We start from the raw sequence: 19,025 nt of genomic DNA on the forward strand, positions 1-19,025 counted from the left end.
ATCGAGGTATGACGAACCCGCCGACCGCACCCCTCGACCTCGAGGAGCGGAGGCGCGTGCGAGACGCCTGGACGGAGACCCGTCGACGCATCGCAGCACTGGAGGCAGAGGCTGCGGAGCTCCTGGTGGCGCAGATCGCCTTCCATGACGAAGACGTGGCCGCGGCCCCGCACCACCGTGATGCCATCCACAGCTCGATGGTCGCCGAGTTCGCGACAGCGGCGCATCTTTCCACCGGCACCATGGAGTTCGCGTTCGCCGACGCTCTCGCCCTGAGCACCGCTCTCCCCCGCGTGCGAGAGGCCTTCCACACGGGGTCTCTGAGCTCCGGGCACGTGCGGGAGATCGCGCGGGCGAGCGCCGTCGTGGCCGAGGCCATCCGCAACCGCGTCGTCGCGCCCGAGACGATGGCGCTGTTCGAGACGGCGGTGCTCGTCGTCGCCGAAGCCGAGACCGCGGCGCGCACGCGGGTGCATGCCCGCCGCGTCGCCTCCGCGCTTGTCGGCGAGACGATCACGGAACGACACCGCCGCGCCGCGGACGAGCGCTGCGTCACGGTGCGATCGGTCGACGACGGCCTCGCGGTCCTGACGGCGGTCCTCCCGGAATGGGCGGCGGTGGCGATCGCCGATCGGCTGAGCCAGCTCACCCGCACGGTGATCCAGGCCCGCGATGCGGGCGGAGCGACGCCTCCCCTGACTCCGACGCACGACGATCTGCTGACTGGTCAGAACATCGCGACGGATCAGTCGTGCGGCGCTCCTCGGTCGGACGCCACGATCTCCAGCGTCGATGGCGGCACCTTCGCCCTCGACCCCGAGGCGGAATCGGCCCCCACAGACACCCGCACCTGGAGCCAGGTACAGGCCGACCTGCTGACCGATCTGCTCCTGACCGCCGATCCGAGCGCCGTCGAGGGCGAGGGCCTCGCCGGCGTGCGCGGCCGCCTGCAGGTGACCGTGGCGGCAACGACCCTCGCGGGACTCGACGACCGTCCGGCCGAACTGGACGGACACGGCGCTCTGCACCCGGACATCGCGCGAGCTCTGGCCGGTCGCGACGGGGGCTGGACGCGGTTGTTCCTCGATCCGCACGGGCAGGTCATCGAAACGGACGCCTACAGCCCGACCGAGAGCATGCGCCGGTTGCTTCGGGCCCGCGATCAGCACTGCCGGTTCCCGGGGTGTCGCCAGCCGGTACACCGCTGCGACGTCGACCACACCTGGGATCACGCGAAGGGCGGCCCGACCCGCGTCGACAACCTCGCGCACCTCTGCCGCGGACACCACGTGCTGAAACACCCCGATATCCCGGAGCCTCAGCGCTGGACGGTACGACAGCGACCCGGTGGGGTTCTCGAATGGCGAAGTCCCCTCGGCGCCGTCCATACCGATCACGCCCCACGTCGGGTCGCGTTCGTCTGAGCTCGCGGATCATCTCGGCGGCGGGTCATTCGCGCGCGGTGACGCAGGCACGTCGATTAGCGCCACCTCAGACCATGTCGATCTGCGCCGCGTCAGACCACGTCGTGCCGCGCCACCTCAGACCACGTCGATCCGCGCGACCTCAGACCATGCCATGCCACGCCGCTGTATGAGTACCTGGATCCGCGGAGCGAGGCGCCCGCGTCTCGCGCTAGGCGTCGAGAAGACGGAGGAGCCAGCCGCTCGAGCGCACCTGCGCCCCGGCGGCCTCAACGCGGGACTGCAGCTCGCGGTCACTGGTCACCGCGAGAACCGGCGACGCGCTCGCGACCCGGCATTCGACCTCGGCGACGATCGCATCGTCACCGGCGCCTTCGGCGCGCACGACGTCCAGGGCCGAGCTCGCGACTCCGGCTTCTGCGGCCGCGGCGTCCGCGGGTGATCCCGCCGCAGCGGTCTCCGCGATGTCCCGCGCGCGACCTTCCACGACGAGCGAGACCTCCGGGAACCAGGCGTCCCCCGCGAGGCCGAGGTCGTCCGCGGGCACGGCCAGCCCGGTCAGACGATCGCGCAGTCGTGCGGCGGCTCCGGCGCGATCCTTCCACCAGCCGTCCGGCACCGAGCCCACGACATTGGCGGCGTCCACCACGACCACCGGGTGCGCCGAGAGCTGAGCCCGCAGCATCGGCCACGCCGCACCGAAGCCGGGGTGCAGGGGCAGCCCGTCCACGTCCTCGACGGGCACCCACGACAGCGCGACGCTCTCCGGGTCGCTGATCACGGGGTCGAACGGCGTCCGCACATCGGCGACGACGGTGGTGTACGACCAGATGCCGAGGTCGAGCACGCTCGTGAAGCGCGGCCGCACCGCACCATCCGGCACTCCCGCCTCCTCCTGCGCCTCCCGCACGGCGCCCACGATGGCCGCCTCGCCCTCGTGCAGCGCGCCGCCGGGAAGGCCCCAGGTGCCGCCGAAGTGGCTCCACGCGACCCGATGCTGCAGCAGGATGCCGCGCTCCGGGTCGACGGCGAGGAGGCCGGCTGCACCGAAGCGCCCCCAGTACCGCTCACCGGTGTCGGCGACCACCCAGGCATCGCCGGGATCGCGAGGCCCCTCGGGGCGACGCGGTTCACCGGCGGCGGGAGGTACGACAGTCACCCCCTCAGCTTTTCACAGCATCGGGGCTCCGGCGCCACCGCCGCGACATGCGCGGCAACGAGTCAGCGCTGGCGACGCTCCCGCACGCGCATGTTGATGACGATCGGCGTGCCCTCGAACGGGTAGAGCTCGCGCAGGCGGCGCTGGATGAACCGGCGGTAGCCCGGGTCGAGGAAACCGGTCGTGAACAGCACGAACGTCGGCGGACGGGTCGAGGCCTGCGTCCCGAAGAGGATGCGCGGCTGCTTCCCGCCGCGCACCGGGTGCGGGTGCTCGGCGACGAGTTCGGCGAGGAACGCGTTGAACTTGCCGGTCGGGATGCGGCGGTCCCAGTTCTCCAGCGCCATCTCGAGCGCGGGGACGAGCTTGTCGAGGTGACGACCGGTCTTCGCCGAGATGTTCACCCGCGGGGCCCAGGCCACGTGGGCGAGGTCCTGCTCGATCTCGCGCTCCAGGTAACGGCGGCGGTCGGCGTTCTCCAGGTCGTCGTCGTTGAGGCGATCCCACTTGTTGAACGCCAGGACGAGCGCGCGACCGGACTCGAGCACGAGGTCGATGATCCGCACGTCCTGCTCGCTGATCGACTCCGACACGTCGAGGACGACGATCGCGACCTCTGCCTTTTCCAGCGCGGCGGACGTGCGCAGCGACGCGTAGAAGTCGGCGCCCTGCGCCATATGCACGCGGCGACGGATACCGGCCGTGTCGACGAGGCGCCACATCTTGCCGCCCAGCTCCACGACCTCGTCCACGGGGTCGCGAGTGGTGCCGGCGAGGTCGTTGACGACGACGCGCTCCTCGCCCGCGGCCTTGTTCAGCAGCGAGGACTTGCCGACGTTCGGGCGCCCCAGGATCGCGACGCGGCGCGGACCGCCGATCTCCTGCTTCGCCACCGCGGAGATCTCCGGCAGCTTCTTCAGCACAGCGTCGAGGAGGTCGGCGACACCACGACCGTGGATCGCGGAGACCGGGTGCGGCTCCCCGAGACCCAGGTTCCACAGGGCGGCGGCCTCCGGCTCCTGACGAGCGTCGTCGATCTTGTTGGCGACGAGGAAGACCGGCTTGCCGCTCTTGCGCAGCAGCTTCACGACGTGCTCGTCGGTCGACGTGGCGCCCACCATGGCGTCCACGACGAACAGCACGACATCGGAGAGGTCGATCGCGACCTCGGCCTGAGCCGCGACCGAACGGTCGATGCCGCGGGCGTCGGGCTCCCAGCCGCCGGTGTCGACGACCGTGAAGCGGCGGTCGTTCCACTCGGCCTTGTACGTGACGCGGTCGCGGGTGACGCCGGGGGTGTCCTCCACGACGGCCTCGCGACGGCCCAGGATCCGGTTCACGAGCGCGGACTTGCCCACGTTCGGCCGCCCGACGATCGCCACCACGGGCAGCGCAGGAAGGAACTCGATGCCGTCCTCGCCCAGCGCCACGCCGGCGAGGAGCGCGGCGTCCTCGTCGTCGAGCTCGTAGTCGGCCAGGCCGGCGCGCAGGGTCTCCGCGCGCTGCTCGGCCAGCTGGTCATCGATCTGCTCGAGCTTCTCGGCGAGCTGGTCGGGACCGCCTTCGTATTCGTCGTCAGCCACGGTCTGCTCCTCGGAGTCGTTCGATCACCGAGAGGACGGCGTCGATGGTCTGGGGGAAATCGAGTGCGGTCGAGTCGACGACCTCCACGCCTTCCGCGGCGTTGAGGAAGTCGACGACGGCACTGTCGGAGGCGTCGCGCTTGTGCAGCGCGTCCGCGACGGCGGCGGCGTTCTCGCCGGCGAGCTCGCCCGCGCGGCGTGCGGCCCGCACCTCGGGCGCCGCGGTCAGCAGGATGCGCACGGGCGCATCCGGTGCCACGACGGTCGTGATGTCGCGTCCTTCGACGACGACGGCCGGGTACGGCGCCTCGGCGACCAGCGCCCGGAAGAGCTCGTTGACCTGGGTGCGCACCTCCGGCACGCGGGCCACGCCGCTCACGGCACCGGACACACGCGGTTCGCGGATCGCGTCCGTCACGTCGACTTCGCCGACGCGCACCGTGCGGTCGTCGGGGTCGAGACCGAGACGGACGGGGAAGTCGGCGGCCGCGGCGCGCACGGCCTCGGCGTCGTCGGTGTCTGCACCGCGATCGAGCACATGCCAGGCGAGAGCCCGGTAGGCCGACCCGGTGTCGAGGTAGCCGAAGCCCTCGCGACGCGCGATCGCCTTGGAGACGCTCGACTTGCCGGACCCGGCGGGGCCGTCGATGGCGATGAACTTCGTGGCGGAGATGGTGGAGGTGTCAGTCATTGGTGTTCCCTGCGATGCGCCAGCCGCGTTCCTGGAGCCCGGTGATCGCGCCGTGCAGCGCCGCGGGGTCGACACTGATCTCGGCGAGGCCGAACTGCGCGCCCGGAGAGTGCTCAAGGCGCAGGTCCTCGACGTTGACGCCCAGCTCGCCGAGCTCGCCGAACAGGCGCCCCAGCTGACCGGCGGTGTCGTCGACCATGACGACCAGTGTCTCGAAGCGTCGGTTCTGTCCGTGCTTGCCGGGGAGGCGCTCGACGCCGTCGTTGCCCTGGCGGATGGTCTCCGCGAGCACGCGTCGGGCACCGGGGGCCGCGGGAGCGCGCAGCGCATCGGCGACCTCGCTCAGGTCGGTCGCGAGCGCGTCGAGGATCTCGACGACGGGACCGGCGTTGGCGCCGAGGATCTGCACCCACAGTTCGGGAGCGGACGCGGCGATGCGCGTGGTGTCCCGCACGCCCTGCCCGGCCAGACGGAGGGCGCCCTCCTCGGCCCCGGCGAGCCGACCGGCGAGGAGACTCGCGACGACCTGCGGCACATGCGAGGTGAGGGCGACGGAGCGGTCGTGCTCCTCCGGGGTCATCTCCAGCGGCATCGCGCCGACGTCGAGGGCCAGTGCCTCGACCAGCGCGAGGTCCCGCGCGGTGGTGTCCTCGTCGCGGCACACGACCCACGGCCGCCCGATGAAGAGATCGGCTCTCGCCGAGATCGCCCCGCCGCGCTCCCGACCGGCGAGCGGGTGCGAGCCGATGTAGCGGGCGAGGTTGACGCCGCGCTCCCGCAGCGTGCGGAACGGCTCCAGCTTGACACTCGCGACATCGGTCACGACGGCGTCGGGGTACCGCTCGAGCTCGGCCTGGATCACGTCGGCGGTCACGTCCGGCGGCACGGCCACGACGATGAGCACCGGCGCGTCGTCGTCCTGCGGAAGCCGCCCGGCACCGTAGTCGACGGCGAGGCGCAGCTGCGCAGGGGACGCGTCGGTGAGGACGACGTCGATGCCCTTCGCTCGGAGAGCGTGGCCGACGCTGGCACCGAGCAGCCCGGCGCCGACTATGCGCACGGTGCCGGACAGACGCGGCGCCACGGCACCGGTCTTCCGCGCCGCGGGCGCACTCGTCGTCTGGGTCATTCGCTCTCCTGCTCGCCTGGCGCCTCGGCGACACCGGATTCCCGGCGCGCGAGAGTCAGCAGCGCGCCGAGTTCGATTTTACTCAGTTCCCGCGTCCGACCGGCCGGGAGGGTTCCCAGGTGCAGCGGACCGAACTGCCTCCGCACGAGTTCCGTGACCGGATGGCCGACCGCGGCCATCATCCGGCGCACGATCCTATTGCGGCCGGAGTGCAGCGTGAGCTCCACGAGGCTCGAGCCGCGCGACGTGTCCAGCAGGCGGGCCTTGTCGGCGGCGATGGGCCCGTCCTCCAGCTCGATGCCCTTCGTGAGCTTCGAGATGGTCTGCGCCGTGACCGCCCCCTCGACCTTCGCGATGTAGACCTTGGTGACACCGAAGGAGGGGTGCGCGAGCACGTGCGCGAGCTCGCCGTCGTTGGTGAGCAGCAGCAGTCCGCTGGTCTCGGCGTCCAGACGCCCGACGTTGTACAGCCGCTCCTCGTAGTCCTTCGTGAAGCGCCGGAGATCCGGGCGTCCGCTCTCGTCGCGCATGCTGCTGACCACACCCGTCGGCTTGTTCAGCATCACGTAGCGCTTGGACACGTCGAGCTGCACCGCGGTGCCGTCCACGTCCACGAGGTCCCGCTCCGGGTCGATGCGGCGGCCGAGCTCGGTCACCACCTGGCCGTTCACGCGGATGCGCCCCTCGACGATGTACTGCTCGACGACCCGACGGGACGCCACACCGGCGGCCGCCAGCACCTTCTGCAGTCGCACGCCTTCGGGAGCGGCGGAATCGTGGGCGTCGGTGGTCATCGGACCGTCCCTTCGTCGAAGCCGTCGGCGCCGTCGTCGAGGAGCGGCGAGATCGGCGGAAGCTCATCCAGAGAGTTGATGCCGAGATGCTGGAGGAGCGCATCGGTCGTGCCGTAGTTGATCGCGCCGGTCTCGGAATCGGCGAACAGTTCGGTGATCAGCCCCCGCGCGAGCAGGGTGCGGACCACGGAGTCGACGTTGACCGCGCGGATCGAGGCCACCTGGCTCCGGGTCACCGGCTGCTTGTACGCGATCACCGCGAGCGTCTCCAGCGCCGCCTGGGAGAGCCGGGCCGGCGCCTGACCACCGACGAACTCCGCCACGACCGGATCGAGGTCTTCGCGGACGTAGAGCCGCCATCCACCGCCGACCTCCCGCAGCTCGAAGCCGCGCCGCGGACCCGCGCCTCGACCGTCGTAGTCCTCGACCAGCGACTCGACCGTCTGCCGGACGGCGGGCACCGGCGCGCCGACCGCTGCGGCGAGAGCCACCAGGCCGATCGGCTCGTCGACGATGAAGAGGATCGCCTCCACACGCTCGCTGAGCGGCAGCTCGGCCCCCGTCACAGCCTCGGGCTCCTCGCGGAGCGCGGTTTCGGGCGCAGTCACGTCATCGGTCATAGTCGGCCCCCAGGGTCGCGAGTGTTTCGTCCGACCAGGAGTCGGCGGCCCAGCGGAGCGTGAGCTCCCCGAGCGGTTCCAATTGTTCGAAGGAGAGCGCAGCGTGCCGGTACAGCTCCAGCACCGAGATGAAGCGGGCCACGACGATACCCGGCTCGGTGACGCCGGCGACGAGCTCGCGGAAGCTCAGCGATTCGGTGCCCCGCAGCAGAGTGACGACGATGGCGGCCTGCTCGCGGATGCTGACCAGGGGTGCATGCAGATGGTCGAGGCCGACGTGCGGGATCTCCTTCGGCGCGAAGGCCAGAAGCGCCAGCGCCGCGAAGTCGTCGGGGGTGAGCGACCAGACGAGCTCGGGCGTCTGCTTCCGGTGCTTCTCCTCCAGAGGCACCGCACGCACATGACGGCGGTCCTCCCGCTGCAGGCACCGCGAGAACCAGGCGGAGACCTCTTTGAACGCGCGGTATTGCAGGAGGCGGGCGAAGAGCAGGTCGCGCGCTTCGAGCAGGGCGACGGCCTCGGCGTCGACGAGCTCGCCCTGCGGCAGCAGTCCCGCGACCTTCATATCCAGCAGGGTCGCGGCGACGACGAGGAACTCCGAGGCCTGATCCAGCTCCTCCTCGTCCTCCAGGTCGGCGAGGTACGCGATGAACTCGTTGGTGACGGCGCTCAGCGACACCTCGGTGATGTCCATCTCGTGCTTCGAGATGAGGTTCAGCAGGAGGTCGAAGGGGCCGTCGAAGTTCGACAGCGAGACGCGGAACCCCGCGGCGTCGTCGGCTGACGAAGACTCCGCCGCGTCGACGGCGTCGGCGGATGCCGTGACCTCAGCCGTTCCGAGCTCGTCAGGCGACGGCGCCACGGGCGACCAGCTCCCTGGCCAGCCGCAGGTATGCCTGTGCGGCCGCGTGCTCCGGAGCGAACTCGGTGATCGGGACCCCCGAGACCGACGCATCCGGGAACTTCACGGTGCGGCCGATCACGGTCTCCAGCACGTCGTCGCCGAACGCCTCCACGACCCGCTCGAGCACCTCGCGCGAGTGCAGCGTGCGAGGGTCGTACATGGTCGCCAGCAGCCCGTCCATCTCGATGGAGGGGTTCAGGCGATCGCGGACCTTGTCGATGGTCTCGATGAGGAGCGCGACACCGCGGAGCGCGAAGAACTCGCACTCGAGCGGGATGATGACGCCGTGCGCAGCCGTCAGCGCGTTCACGGTCAGCAGACCGAGCGACGGCTGGCAGTCGATGAGGATGACGTCGTACTCCCCCGCCACCTGCCGGAGCACGCGGGCGAGGATCGTCTCGCGGGCGACCTCGTTGACGAGGTGCACCTCCGCGGCGGAGAGGTCGATGTTCGCGGGGAGGACGTCGAGACCGCGCACGTTCGAGTGCACGATCGCGTCGTGCGCGTCGCGCTTCGTGTCGAGCAGGAGGTCGTAGACCGTCGGCACGTCGTGCGTCTGAATGCCGAGACCGGCGGACAGCGCGCCCTGCGGGTCGAAGTCCACCGCGAGCACCTTGCGGCCGTACTCCGCGAGCGCGGCGGCGAGGTTGATGGAGGTGGTCGTCTTGCCGACGCCGCCCTTCTGGTTGCAGAGCGCGATGATGCGGGCCGGGCCGTGCGACTTCAGCGGCGCCGGGATCGGGAAGCCCTGGTACGGACGGCCGGTGGGTCCCATGGGAGTGTCGTCGGCCTTCTGCGCCTTCGCCCTGGACTTCGCCACTTTCTCAGCCACCGGTTCTCCTGCTCCTTCGTGCTTGCTCGATTGTAGCCGCCCAGCGTTCCCCAGCCGTCTCGGCGCGCGGCGGGCGGCCCGGTACCGGCCGCGGCCTGCGCGGTCAGCGCGCCCGGGGATGAGAGGTCGCGTAGATGTCACGGAGAGCATCCACCGACACATGCGTGTAGATCTGCGTCGTCGCGACCGAGGAGTGCCCCAGCAGCTCCTGCACCACCCGCACGTCGGCGCCGCCCTGCAGGAGGTGCGTCGCGAACGAGTGGCGCAGCGTGTGCGGGGAGACCTCGGTCGTGAGCTGTGCGCGCTCCGCGGCGGAACGGATCACCAGCCACGCGCTCTGTCGCGAGAGCGGGGCACCGCGTGCGCCGAGGAAGAGCCGGGCCGATGCGCGGCCCTTCGCGGCGAGCTCCGGGCGGACCCGGGTGAGGTAGGCGTCGACGGCGGCACGGGCGTACGACCCCACCGGGACGATGCGCTCCTTCGAGCCCTTGCCCCGCAGGCGCAGCACCTCGCCGTGCGCCATGTCGTCGACGTCGAGACCGACCGCCTCCGACACCCTGGCACCCGTGGCGTAGAGGAGCTCCAGCAGCGCCCTGTCCCTGATGCCGAGCGGTTCCTCGGCCGACGGCGCGGCGAGCAGGCGCTCCACCTGGTCGATCGTGAGGGCTTTCGGCAGCCGGCGCGGGGTCTTCGGTGGGCGGAGTCGTCCGGTCGGATCGTCCGCCTCGATGCCCTCGCGGGCGAGGAACCGGTGCCAGCCGCGCACCGAGGACTGCAGGCGCGCCAGGCTCGTCGCGGCCGGCGGCGGCTCCGCGGACGCGCGGGCGGCGATGAAGCGGTCGACGACGGCGGGCGTGATGTGCGCGGTGTCGTCGATCCCGTCCGCAGCGAGCCAGTCCCGGTAGCCCTCGAGGTCGCGGCGGTAGGCGCCGACCGTGTGCGCGCTGAGCCCGCGCTCGATCGTGACGTGACGCAGATACGCGTCGAGGGCACGATCGAGCTGCATGCTCAGCTCCGGTCGCGCAGCCTCTGCGCGGTCGCCAGCACGCCGAGCGCGAGGATGCCGTTGCGCAGGCGTCCCGCCAGGACTCCGGCGACCGCCTCCTCGAGAGGAAGCCAGGCGAGACGGATGTCCGCCTCCTCGTCTTCGCGGGCGTGCGCGGCCGCGGCGGCGGTGAGCCCCGTCGCGAGGAACACCTGGATGAGCTCGTCGTTGCCTCCCGGCGTCGTCCACGACGACACCAGGGGCTCCCAGTGGGCCGCGACGAGGTCGGCTTCCTCCGCGAGCTCGCGACGGGCGGCCGCCAGCGGCTCCTCCCCCGCGATGTCGAGGAGGCCGGCTGGCAACTCCCAGTCGCGGTGACGGATCGGGTGACGGTACTGCTGGATGAGCAGGACCCGCTCTTCGTCGTCCAGCGCGAGGATCGCGACGGCCCCGGGGTGGGCGACGTACTGTCGCACGATCTCGCCGTCGCCGTAGCGGACCCGGTCGGAGCGGACGTCCCAGACGTACCCCTCGTAGACGAGGTCGCTGCTCAGGACCTCCGGCTCGAAGGGCTCGTCCCGCAGCGGTTCCGGCACGCCCGCCTTCGACTCACTCATCGACGGGCACGTCGAACAGCTCGCTCGCGCGGTGACGCGCGATGGCGGCACCGACGAGACCGCGGAACAGCGGGTGCGGGTCGGTCGGACGCGAGCGGAGCTCCGGGTGGGCCTGCGTGGCGATGTAGTACGGGTGCACGTCGCGCGGCAGCTCGACGTACTCGACGAGGTCCAGCTCGGGGTTCAGACCCGAGAACACCAGACCGGCCTCCGACAGGCGATCGCGGTAGGCGTTGTTGACCTCGTAGCGGTGGCGATGACGCTCGGACACCTCGGCGGCGCCGTAGACCTCACGCGCCAGCGAACCCTCCGCGAGAGCCGCCTTGTACAGGCCCAGGCGCATGGTGCCGCCCAGGTCGCCGCCGTCGAGGATCTCGATCTGCTCGGCCATGGTCGCGATGACGGGCTCCGCGGTGTCCGGATCGAACTCGCTGGACGAGGCTCCGGCGATTCCGGCGACGTCGCGGGCGTACTCGATGACCATGCACTGCAGCCCCAGGCAGAGGCCGAGGGTCGGGATGCCCTGCTCGCGGGCGAACTTCAGCGCACCCAGCTTGCCCTCGATGCCGCGGATGCCGAAGCCTCCGGGCACGCAGATGCCGTCCAGCTCCGCCAGCTGCTCCTGCGCGCCCTCCGGCGTCTCGCAGAGGTCGGACGGGATCCAGCGGATGTTGACCTTGGTCTCCTGCGCGAAGCCGCCCGCCTTGAGGGCCTCCGTCACGGACAGGTAGGCGTCGGGAAGGTCGATGTACTTGCCGACGAGGCCGATCGTGACCTCGTGCTTCGGGTTGTGCACCGCGTGCAGCACCTTGTTCCAGCGCGTCCAGTCGACGTCGTCCGCCTTCTGGTCGAGGCCGAGGCGGCGCACGATGTAGGAGTCGAGGCCCTGCTCGTTGAGGGTCGACGGGATGTCGTAGATGCTCGGCAGGTCGACGGTGTTGATGACGCCTTCGACGTCGACGTCGCACATCAGGGCGATCTTGTTGCGGTTGCTCGCGCTCACCGGGCGGTCGCTGCGGAGCACGAGGGCATCGGGCTGGATGCCGACCTGGCGGAGGGCTGCGACCGAGTGCTGGGTCGGCTTGGTCTTCTGCTCGCCGGACGCGCCCATGAACGGCACGAGCGAGACGTGCACGAAGAACACGCTGTCGCGGCCGAGCTCGTGACGCAGCTGGCGCGCCGACTCGAGGAAGGGCTGCGACTCGATGTCGCCGACCGTGCCGCCGACCTCGGTGATGATCACGTCGGGACGCGGGTCCTCGGTGGCCTGCAGCCGCATGCGGCGCTTGATCTCGTCGGTGATGTGCGGGATGACCTGCACGGTGTCGCCGAGGTACTCGCCGCGACGCTCGCGGGCGATCACCTGCGAATAGATCTGACCGGTCGTGACGTTGGCCGCCTCGGACAGGTTGATGTCGAGGAAGCGCTCGTAGTGGCCGATGTCGAGGTCGGTCTCCGCACCGTCGTCGGTGACGAACACCTCGCCGTGCTGGAACGGGTTCATGGTGCCCGGATCGACGTTGAGATACGGGTCGAGCTTCTGCATGACCACGCGGAGTCCGCGAGCGGTCAGGAGGTTGCCCAGGCTGGCCGCGGTGAGCCCCTTGCCCAAAGACGAAACGACACCACCGGTCACGAAGATGTGCTTGGTCGTGTCGTTCTTGGGCCCCGCAGAAGAAGAGTTCATCACGGGCTTCTATCCTAACAGTTCATTCAGACGCCGAGGCTGAGAAGCTCGCGGGCGTGGGTGAGTGCGGCATCGGAATCCGCGAGGCCGGAGAGCAGACGGGCCATCTCGGCCTCGCGCTCCTCCCCGTCGAGCCGCCGCACGCTGGAGGCGGTGACGGCGCCGTCGTGCGATTTCACGACGGTGAGGTGGTTGTTCGCGAAGGCGGCGACCTGCGCGAGATGGGTGACGGCGATCACCTGCGACTTCTCGGCGAGTCGGGCGAGTCGCCGACCCACCTCGATGGCCGCCGCGCCGCCGATGCCCGCGTCGACCTCGTCGAACACGAAGGTGGGCACCGGGTCGGTCGCCGCGATGACGACCTCGATCGCGAGCATCACCCGCGACAGCTCGCCGCCGGAGGCGCCCTTGGCGACCGAGCGGGGTTCGGCGCCGGGATGCGGGGCGAGCAGGATGGCGACGTCGTCGCGGCCGTGGGTGCTCTCGGACCCCGGGGTCACAGAGACCTCCAGGCGCGCGTCCGGCATCGCCAGCGCGTGCAGCTCGGCCGTCACGGCCTCGCCGAGTCGGCCGGCCGCCTCGTTCCGGGCCGCGGTGAGAGCGTCGGCCCGGGCGTCGAGCTCCGCCCTGGCCGCGTCGCGCTCGGCGGTGAGGCGTTCCAGGCGCTCTCCGTCGTCGTCGAGTTCGGCCAGCCGCGCGGATCCGGTCTGCCACAGCGCCATCGCCTCCGCCAGCGAGCCGTGCTGACGGATGAGGACGCCGAGTGCGGCCCGGCGCTCCTCGACGGCGGCGAGCTCATGGGGTCCGGATTCGTCGAGGTCGGCGAGGAAGCCGGAGAGCACACCGGCGGCGTCGGCGATCCGGTAGCCGATGTCGGCCAGGGTCTCCGCGACCTCCGCGAGCTTCGGGTCCGACACGCGCTCGATCGCTCGGCGTGCTTCCGCGACCAGCGCCGACGCATCGGGCTCGCCCTCCTCGTTCGAGAGGGCCCCGTGGGCCAGGGCGGCGGCGACGCGGAGTTCCTCCGCGTTCGCGAGGCGCTCGGCACGGGCCGTCAGCTCCTCGTCCTCGCCCTCCTCGGGGGCGGTCGCCTCGATCAGGGCGAGGTCCTCCCGTAGCCGAGCGGCCTCCTCGGCACGCCGGTCGCGGTTCGCGGTGATGTCGATGATCTCGGCGTCGAGGGTCCGCCAGCGCTCGAACGCGGCCTGGTAGTCCTCCAGCGCCCGGGCGATCGGTTCGCCGCCGAAGCGGTCGAGGGCGTCGCGCTGCGCGGCGGCCGACCGCAACCGGAGCTGCTCGGACTGTCCGTGCACGACGATGAGCTCGTCCGCGAGCGAGGAGAGCACCCCCGCCGGAGCGGCGCGGCCGCCGACGCTCGCACGGCTGCGGCCCTCGGCGCTGAGGGTGCGCGACACATACAGCTCGGCGGTGCCGGCACCGGCCGGCTCCAGCTCTCCCCCGGCCTCGGCCACGATGTCGGCGACTTCGCCCTTTTCGGGCACGATCCACACCCCGGCCACCGACGCCTGGGCCGCGCCCTTGCGCACGGCGCCCGAGTCGGCGCGCTGGCCGAGGAGCAACCCGAGGCCGGTGACGACCATGGTCTTGCCCGCGCCCGTCTCTCCGGTGATCGCCGTGAAGCCCGGGCCGAGCGGCAGGACGGCGTCGGCGATCACGCCGAGCCCCTGCATGCGCATCTCCTCGATCATGCGTCGCTCCTCCGCTCCTGTCCGCGCCACCCTTCGACGGGCAGCTGGAACTTGCGGACGAGACGGTTCGTGAACGCGGTCGGGTGCAGACGCGCGAGGCGGACCGGGCGCGACGAGCGACGCACCACGACGCGGGCACCCGGCGGGAGATCGTGGGAACGACGGCCGTCGCACCAGAGGATGCCGGAGCCGTCCGTCCGCTCCAGCATCTCGATGGCCACGGCCGCATCGGGGCTCACCACGAGCGGCTTCGCGAACAGGGCGTGTGCCGACAGCGGGACCACCGCGATGGCCTCGACCGTCGGCCAGATGACGGGTCCGCCGGCGGAGAAGTTGTAGGCGGTCGAGCCGGTCGGGGTGGAGATGACCATGCCGTCGCAGCCGAAGCTCGACAGGGGGCGCCCATCGATCTCGAGCACCACCTCGATCATGCGCTCGCGGCTCGCCTTCTCGACGGTCGCCTCGTTCAGGGCCCAGGTCTCGAAGACGACGTCGCCGGACCTGTCCTTGACGCGCACCGACAACGCCAGGCGCTCCTCGACCTCGTAGTCGCGGGCGATGACGCGGCGCATCGCGTCGTCCATGTCGTCCCGGTCGATCTCCGCGAGGAAGCCGACGTGTCCCATGTTGATGCCGAGCACCGGGGCGCCGCTGTCGCGGACGAGCTCCGCCGCGCGGAGGATGGTGCCGTCGCCGCCGAGCACGATCGCGAGTTCGAGGGTCGACGGCCCGGAGGCGTCCAGCACCTCGACGTCCGCGAAGAACGCATCGACCGCGGCGAGCTCGGCATGGTCGTCAGCTGCCAGGACGGGACGGACCCCCGCACCGCGGAGGGCGCCGATCACCCGACGGGCGGCCGCGACGGTGTCGACGCGGCCCGCATGGGCGACGACCAGGATCCTGCGCTCGTTCATCGTCCCCCTGCCAGCCGGTTGATGGTGTCCATCCATTCTGTCGGATTGCTTCCGCCGCCCGGCACGAGGTGCACGAGATACTCCGCATTGCCGTGAGTCCCGAGGATCGGGGAGGAGACGATCCCCGCCATCCCCAGCCCCGCGTCCCACGCGCTCCACACCACGCGGGCGACGGCGTCCGCACGGGTGGCGGGGTCGGTGACGAGGCCGCCGCGCACCGCGGTCCTCCCGACCTCGAACTGCGGTTTGACCAGCAGCAGCACGTCGGCGCCCGGTGCGGCGACGGAGACCACCGCGGGAAGCACGAGCTCAAGCGAGATGAAGGAGAGGTCGCCCACCACCAGGTCGGGGGGCGCAGACTCCCCCGTCGCCGCGGCGAGGCTGTCACGCGTCATGTGCCGCACGTTGAAGCCCTCGACGGCGATGACGCCGGGGTCGGCAGCGACCGCGGGGGCGAGCTGGCCATGCCCGACGTCCACGGCAAGGACACGGCGCGCGCCGCGTTCCCGCAGCACCTGCGTGAATCCGCCGGTCGAGGCCCCCATGTCGAGGGCCAAGCGCCCCTGAACCGGGATGCCGAAGCCGTCGAGCCCGGCGACGAGCTTGTGCGCCCCGCGGCTGACGTAGTGGTCGGCGCCGGCGACCGTGATGGTGTCGTCGTCGCTGACCGGGGTCGAGGCCTTCACGACCGGGCGGCCGTCGACGCTCACGAGGCCGTCGGCGATGAGGGTGGCGGCATGCGTGCGCGAACGGGCGAGTCCTCGGGCGGCGAGGGCGGCGTCGAGTCGCGTCATCGTGGTCCCGGGGTCTCCCGCAGGTCGTGCCGGGATCCGCTCTCGAGTCGTCGCGAGAGTTCGTCGTGCAGGGCCGAGTACGCGTCGGCGCGTGCGGCGAGCGGCTGCCCTTCGATCAGGCGCAGACGACTCCACAGGCCGTCCGTCGGCGCGCTGGTCGTCGTCTCATCGCTCACGCTTCCACTGTACGCGGCGCCACCGACGGGCGGCGGCGCCACGCGTGGCTCAGGGGCGGTGGAACGGGTCCGCGTACAGCCGTTCCGGAACCCGGAGGACGAACACCGGCGTCCCGGACGCCCAGATCGCGGCGGCACCCGCACGGAGCAGGTCGAGCTGGTCGCCGGACTCGGCGACGATCTCGACGTCTGCGCCCCGGACGCGGACGGCGGCGCCGTTCACGTCGAACACGCCGTCGGTCACGGTGGGCTCGGGGTACGGCTCGTGCAGTCCGCGCAGGTCGCCGAGGATGTAGGTCGGGCGCGATCCTTCGGGCGCGGCGAGGACGTGCTTGGGGCGGTCGATGCCGGTGAGCACCAGGGCGGACTCGATGCCCGCACGGCTGGCACCCATGATGTCGGTGTCGAGGCGGTCACCGATGAAGAGCGCCTTCGCCGCGCCGAAACGGGCGAGCGCCTCCTCGAAGATCGGGGTCTCCGGCTTGCCCGCCACCGTCGCCAGGCGACCGATCGCGGTGTGCACGGCGGAGACGAGGGTGCCGTTCCCCGGGGCGACACCCCGCTCGCGCGGGATCGTCCAGTCGGTGTTCGTGGCGATCCACGGGATGCCGCCCTCGTCCTCGGGGACCTTGAGAGCGAACGCCGCCTCGGCGAGATCCGTCCAAGCCACCTCGGGCGCGAAGCCCTGGACCACGGCCTGCGGCGCGTCCTCGGCGCTGCGCGTGACCGTGTACCCGGCCTTCTGCACCTCGTCGACGAGGCCGTCGCCGCCCACCACGAGGATGGTCGCCGGCGCCGGCACGATCCCGGACAGCAGACGCATCGCCGCCTGCGGGCTCGTCACGACGTCCTGCGGAGCGACGTCGAGTCCGAGACTCGTGAGGTGCGCCGCCACGGAGGCGTCGGTGCGCGAGGCGTTGTTGGTGATGTAGCCGAGGCGCACCGTGTGCGCCGCCGCGTTCAGGCTCTCCACCGCATGCGGCAGAGCGCCGGGACCCGCGTAGACCACGCCGTCGAGATCAGCGAGGACGGTGTCGACGCCCTCGAGGGGCGTGTGTCCCGCGGGTTGCTTCCGCGCCTTCGGTGTGAAGAGTCCCACCTACGCCTCCGGCTTCTCAGGCGCGGAGGGCGAGTCGTCCTCCGTCTCGTCGTCATCCGTCTCGTCGTCCTCGCCGAGCAGCTCGCGCACCTCGTCCTCGATCGACGGCTCGGGGGTGTCGACCGCGTCGGTGGCGTCCGTAGCGACGTCGGCTTCCGTTGCGTCGCCGGCGACGTCCTCGACAGAAGCAACGTCCTCGACGGAGAGCTCGTCGTCGGAGAACTCGTCCTCGACGAGGCCGTCCTCGACGTAGAGTTCCTCGTCGCCGGCCTCATCCACACCGAGAGCTTCCGCAGCGACCTCGGCGCGATGCGCCCAGAACTCCGCTTCGTCGGTGCGCCCGAGGTCCTCCAGCACGGCGGCCCGTGCGGCGAAGAGCGCGGGGCTCCACTCGAACGCGCGGTCCGGGTCCAGCTCCGGGATCTCGAGCTCTCCGAGGGCGAGCTCCAGATCGCCCTGGTCGAGCCGGGCACCCGACATCGCGATCGCCAGCGCGACTCGCACGGGCGTGGTCAGAGCTGACCGATCCACGGCCCGACCCGTCTCGAGGGCGCGGTCGGGACGACCGATACCGCGCTCGCTGTCGACCATGAGGGCGATCTGGTCATCCTTGCCGGAGATCCGGCGGTAGGTACGCAGCTCGCGCAGCGCCAAGGCGAAGTCGCCCGTCGCATAGGCGGTGATGCCCAGGGTCTCGCGGACGATCGCGATCCGGCCGGCACGACGCGACGCCGCCAGCGCATGCTCGTGCGCCAGAGCGGGGTCCTCGTCGATCAGCCGGGAGGCCATCGCCAGGTGACGAGCGACGAACTCGGCGTTCTCCTTGCTCAGCGTCTTCAGCTCGTTGCGCGCGGACGGATGCAGGTCGCGCGCGGTGACCTCGTCCGGGACGCGGGGCTCGTCGAAGCGCGGACGCTCGTTCGCTGCGTTGGCCGGACGCTCCCGCCCAGCCCCGCCGCGCTGCGGGAAGGACCGCGACCGGTCACTCCCCCGCTCACGCTCGAACCCGCCCTCGCGACGCGGAGCGGAGTCACGGTTGTAACCACCCTCACGGCGGGGGCCGGAGTCCCGGTTGTAGCCGCCTTCGCGACGCGGAGCGCTGTCGCGGTTGTGACCACCCTCACGACGCGGGCCGGAGTCGCGGTTGTAACCACCTTCGCGACGCGGGCCGGAGTCGCGGTTGTAACCACCCTCGCGACGCGGGGCACCACCATCACGGTTGTAGCCACCCTCACGACGCGGGCCCGAGTCACGGTTGTAACCACCTTCGCGACGCGGAGCGCTGTCGCGGTTGTAACCACCCTCGCGACGCGGAGCGCTGTCGCGGTTGTTGTAGCCACCCTCACGACGAGGGGCACCACCATCGCGGTTGTAGCCGCCCTCACGACGCGTGGCACCACCGTCGCGGTTATAGCCACCCTCACGACGAGGGGCATCATCACGGTTGTTGTAGCCACCGTCGCGACGGGGGGCACCACCATCGCGGTTGTAGCCGCCCTCACGACGCGGGCCGGAGTCACGGTTGTAACCACCCTCGCGACGCGGAGCGCTGTCGCGGTTGTTGTAGCCACCCTCACGACGAGGGGCACCACCGTCACGGTTGTAACCACCCTCGCGACGAGCGGCACCATCGCGGTTGTTGTAGCCGCCCTCGCGACGGGGGGCACCACCGTCGCGGTTGTAGCCGCCCTCACGACGCGGGGCACCACCGTCGCGGTTGTAGCCACCCTCACGACGAGGGGCACCATCACGGTTGTAGCCGCCCTCGCGACGCGGGGCGCGGTCACCCGAGCCGGCACGAGATGCGCCGTCGCGGTAGACGGGGCGACCTCCGGAAGGACGTTCGTTGCGCTGGTTCCTGTCGTCGTTGCGACGCGGACGGCGCTCTTCCTCTTCCGGCATGGTGCT

Annotated in this window: 18 protein-coding genes; 1 reads left to right on the forward strand and 17 read right to left on the reverse strand. The window is 71.3% G+C overall.

Translation table 11 applies throughout. From position 1 onward, the window contains the following. Positions 1 to 8: 8 nt before the first annotated feature. Positions 9 to 1,424, forward strand: a complete 1,416-nt coding sequence (locus KZC57_RS04230; RefSeq protein WP_247641110.1) for an HNH endonuclease signature motif containing protein — start codon at positions 9 to 11, stop codon at positions 1,422 to 1,424. Between the two features lie 211 nt (positions 1,425 to 1,635). Here KZC57_RS04230 and KZC57_RS04235 read toward each other — a convergent pair whose 3' ends face one another. From KZC57_RS04235 to KZC57_RS04315, 17 genes are all read right to left on the reverse strand, one after another. After that, entirely contained in the window at positions 1,636 to 2,583 is a 948-nt protein-coding gene (locus KZC57_RS04235; RefSeq protein ID WP_247641111.1) for an NUDIX hydrolase, read from the reverse strand. Between the two features lie 62 nt (positions 2,584 to 2,645). Then, positions 2,646 to 4,166 (reverse strand): ribosome biogenesis GTPase Der, encoded by a 1,521-nt coding sequence (der, locus tag KZC57_RS04240; RefSeq protein WP_105950124.1) that lies wholly within the window; start codon positions 4,164 to 4,166, stop codon positions 2,646 to 2,648. Continuing rightward, positions 4,159 to 4,857: a (d)CMP kinase gene (gene cmk / locus KZC57_RS04245; protein ID WP_247641112.1), complete on the reverse strand. Its 699-nt coding sequence runs from the start codon at positions 4,855 to 4,857 to the stop codon at positions 4,159 to 4,161. The genes der and cmk overlap by 8 nt, the downstream gene beginning before the upstream one ends. Beyond that, the gene (locus KZC57_RS04250; protein ID WP_144881345.1) at positions 4,850 to 5,986 is read right to left on the reverse strand and encodes a prephenate dehydrogenase; all 1,137 of its coding nucleotides are present in this window, start codon (positions 5,984 to 5,986) and stop codon (positions 4,850 to 4,852) included. The genes cmk and KZC57_RS04250 overlap by 8 nt, the downstream gene beginning before the upstream one ends. Then, on the reverse strand, positions 5,983 to 6,780 hold the full coding sequence (locus KZC57_RS04255) for a pseudouridine synthase (RefSeq protein WP_060921099.1): 798 nt from the start codon (positions 6,778 to 6,780) through the stop codon (positions 5,983 to 5,985). The genes KZC57_RS04250 and KZC57_RS04255 overlap by 4 nt, the downstream gene beginning before the upstream one ends. Then, positions 6,777 to 7,400, reverse strand: coding sequence for an SMC-Scp complex subunit ScpB (gene scpB / locus KZC57_RS04260; RefSeq protein WP_374206598.1), 624 nt, complete (start codon positions 7,398 to 7,400; stop codon positions 6,777 to 6,779). Before scpB ends, KZC57_RS04255 begins: the two co-directional genes overlap by 4 nt. Further along, on the reverse strand, positions 7,390 to 8,262 hold the full coding sequence (locus KZC57_RS04265; protein WP_105950126.1) for a ScpA family protein: 873 nt from the start codon (positions 8,260 to 8,262) through the stop codon (positions 7,390 to 7,392). Before KZC57_RS04265 ends, scpB begins: the two co-directional genes overlap by 11 nt. After that, positions 8,246 to 9,079: a ParA family protein gene (locus tag KZC57_RS04270; RefSeq protein WP_247641607.1), complete on the reverse strand. Its 834-nt coding sequence runs from the start codon at positions 9,077 to 9,079 to the stop codon at positions 8,246 to 8,248. Before KZC57_RS04270 ends, KZC57_RS04265 begins: the two co-directional genes overlap by 17 nt. A gap of 160 nt (positions 9,080 to 9,239) precedes the next feature. Next, a complete protein-coding gene (gene xerD / locus KZC57_RS04275; RefSeq protein WP_247641113.1) occupies positions 9,240 to 10,142 on the reverse strand; it encodes a site-specific tyrosine recombinase XerD in 903 nt (300 codons plus the stop codon). Between the two features lie 2 nt (positions 10,143 to 10,144). Next, positions 10,145 to 10,738 carry an NUDIX hydrolase gene (locus KZC57_RS04280; protein ID WP_247641114.1) on the reverse strand — a complete coding sequence of 198 codons (594 nt, stop codon included), beginning with the start codon at positions 10,736 to 10,738 and terminating at the stop codon, positions 10,145 to 10,147. Next, positions 10,731 to 12,425 carry a CTP synthase gene (locus KZC57_RS04285; protein WP_060921094.1) on the reverse strand — a complete coding sequence of 565 codons (1,695 nt, stop codon included), beginning with the start codon at positions 12,423 to 12,425 and terminating at the stop codon, positions 10,731 to 10,733. Before KZC57_RS04285 ends, KZC57_RS04280 begins: the two co-directional genes overlap by 8 nt. A 26-nt stretch (positions 12,426 to 12,451) precedes the next feature. Next, entirely contained in the window at positions 12,452 to 14,134 is a 1,683-nt protein-coding gene (gene recN, locus KZC57_RS04290) for a DNA repair protein RecN (RefSeq protein WP_247641115.1), read from the reverse strand. Continuing rightward, complete coding sequence (locus KZC57_RS04295; RefSeq protein WP_060923487.1) at positions 14,131 to 15,048, reverse strand: NAD kinase; 918 nt, start codon at positions 15,046 to 15,048, stop codon at positions 14,131 to 14,133. Before KZC57_RS04295 ends, recN begins: the two co-directional genes overlap by 4 nt. Next, positions 15,045 to 15,842, reverse strand: a complete 798-nt coding sequence (locus KZC57_RS04300; RefSeq protein WP_247641116.1) for a TlyA family RNA methyltransferase — start codon at positions 15,840 to 15,842, stop codon at positions 15,045 to 15,047. The genes KZC57_RS04295 and KZC57_RS04300 overlap by 4 nt, the downstream gene beginning before the upstream one ends. Then, complete coding sequence (locus KZC57_RS04305; protein ID WP_025105152.1) at positions 15,839 to 16,018, reverse strand: hypothetical protein; 180 nt, start codon at positions 16,016 to 16,018, stop codon at positions 15,839 to 15,841. Before KZC57_RS04305 ends, KZC57_RS04300 begins: the two co-directional genes overlap by 4 nt. A gap of 49 nt (positions 16,019 to 16,067) precedes the next feature. After that, positions 16,068 to 17,117, reverse strand: a complete 1,050-nt coding sequence (locus tag KZC57_RS04310; RefSeq protein ID WP_217585081.1) for an HAD-IIA family hydrolase — start codon at positions 17,115 to 17,117, stop codon at positions 16,068 to 16,070. Next, entirely contained in the window at positions 17,118 to 19,019 is a 1,902-nt protein-coding gene (locus KZC57_RS04315) for a primosomal protein (protein WP_247641117.1), read from the reverse strand. Positions 19,020 to 19,025 lie beyond the last annotated feature (6 nt).

The sequence above is a fragment of the Microbacterium sp. KSW4-4 genome, from assembly GCF_023091185.1.
In the GTDB taxonomy this organism is placed as follows: Bacteria; Actinomycetota; Actinomycetes; order Actinomycetales; family Microbacteriaceae; genus Microbacterium; species Microbacterium paraoxydans.

Bases quoted from the DNA above. Each gene is read 5' to 3' on its own strand.
- KZC57_RS04230 (WP_247641110.1), top strand. From the start codon at position 9: ATGACGAACCCGCCGACCGCACCCCTCGACCTCGAGGAGCGGAGGCGC.
- cmk (WP_247641112.1), bottom strand. From the start codon at position 4,857: ATGACTGACACCTCCACCATCTCCGCCACGAAGTTCATCGCCATCGAC.
- KZC57_RS04250 (WP_144881345.1), bottom strand. From the start codon at position 5,986: ATGACCCAGACGACGAGTGCGCCCGCGGCGCGGAAGACCGGTGCCGTG.
- KZC57_RS04255 (WP_060921099.1), bottom strand. From the start codon at position 6,780: ATGACCACCGACGCCCACGATTCCGCCGCTCCCGAAGGCGTGCGACTG.
- scpB (WP_374206598.1), bottom strand. From the start codon at position 7,400: ATGACCGATGACGTGACTGCGCCCGAAACCGCGCTCCGCGAGGAGCCC.
- KZC57_RS04270 (WP_247641607.1), bottom strand. From the start codon at position 9,079: ATGGGACCCACCGGCCGTCCGTACCAGGGCTTCCCGATCCCGGCGCCG.
- xerD (WP_247641113.1), bottom strand. From the start codon at position 10,142: ATGCAGCTCGATCGTGCCCTCGACGCGTATCTGCGTCACGTCACGATC.
- KZC57_RS04280 (WP_247641114.1), bottom strand. From the start codon at position 10,738: ATGAGTGAGTCGAAGGCGGGCGTGCCGGAACCGCTGCGGGACGAGCCC.
- KZC57_RS04285 (WP_060921094.1), bottom strand. From the start codon at position 12,425: ATGAACTCTTCTTCTGCGGGGCCCAAGAACGACACGACCAAGCACATC.
- recN (WP_247641115.1), bottom strand. From the start codon at position 14,134: ATGATCGAGGAGATGCGCATGCAGGGGCTCGGCGTGATCGCCGACGCC.
- KZC57_RS04295 (WP_060923487.1), bottom strand. From the start codon at position 15,048: ATGAACGAGCGCAGGATCCTGGTCGTCGCCCATGCGGGCCGCGTCGAC.
- KZC57_RS04300 (WP_247641116.1), bottom strand. From the start codon at position 15,842: ATGACGCGACTCGACGCCGCCCTCGCCGCCCGAGGACTCGCCCGTTCG.
- KZC57_RS04315 (WP_247641117.1), bottom strand. From the start codon at position 19,019: ATGCCGGAAGAGGAAGAGCGCCGTCCGCGTCGCAACGACGACAGGAAC.